The sequence below is a fragment of the Achromobacter sp. GbtcB20 genome, from assembly GCF_019091095.1.
GTDB lineage: Bacteria > Pseudomonadota > Gammaproteobacteria > Burkholderiales > Burkholderiaceae_B > Achromobacter > Achromobacter mucicolens.
The window spans coordinates 1-713 of sequence record NZ_JAGXJZ010000108.1 but is presented as its reverse complement, the minus strand read 5'-3'; the positions used below and the strand labels follow the sequence as shown (position 1 = coordinate 713).

At 69.1% G+C, this 713-nt stretch carries 1 protein-coding gene; it reads left to right on the top strand.

The genetic code is table 11. The features are described from left to right. Window positions 1-12: 12 nt before the first annotated feature. A partial coding sequence (locus KVT32_RS28025; protein ID WP_217619188.1) for a quinone oxidoreductase occupies window positions 13-713 on the top strand: 701 nt, incomplete at its 3' end.

Below are 713 nucleotides of genomic sequence, written 5' to 3'. Positions count from 1 at the left end.
GAAGACACAATGATGGCCAAGGCAATCCGATTGACCCGGACCGGCGGACCGGAGGTGCTGGACTACGTCGATGTCGCGGTCGGCGAGCCGGGACCGGGCGAGGCGCGCGTGCGCCAGCATGCGATCGGCCTGAACTTCATCGACGTCTACTTCCGCACCGGCCTGTATCCGATGCCCTTGCCCTCGGGCCTGGGCCAGGAAGGCGCCGGCGTGGTCGAGGCGGTGGGCGAGGGCGTGACCCACGTGCGGCCGGGCGACCGCGTCGCCTATGCCGGGCGCCCGAACGGCGCCTACAGCGAAGTGCGCGTCATGCCGGCCGACATCCTGGTGAAACTGCCGGACACGATCGACTTCGAGACCGCCGCCGCCATGATGCTGCAGGGCCTGACGGTCCAGTACCTGTTCAACGGCACGTACAAGCTGCAGCCGGGCCAGACCATCCTGTTCCACGCGGCGGCCGGCGGCGTCGGCCTGATCGCCTGCCAGTGGGCGCGCGCGCTCGGCGTACACCTGATCGGCACGGTCGGCTCCAAAGAGAAGGGGGAACTCGCCCTGGCGCACGGCGCCGCGCACGTCATCAACTACAACGAGGAAGACATCGTGGCGCGCGTGCTGGAGATCACGGGCGGCGCCAGGGTGCCGGTGGTCTACGATTCGGTCGGCAAGGACACCTTCATCCGCTCGCTCGACTGCCTGCAGCCGCGCGGCCTGAT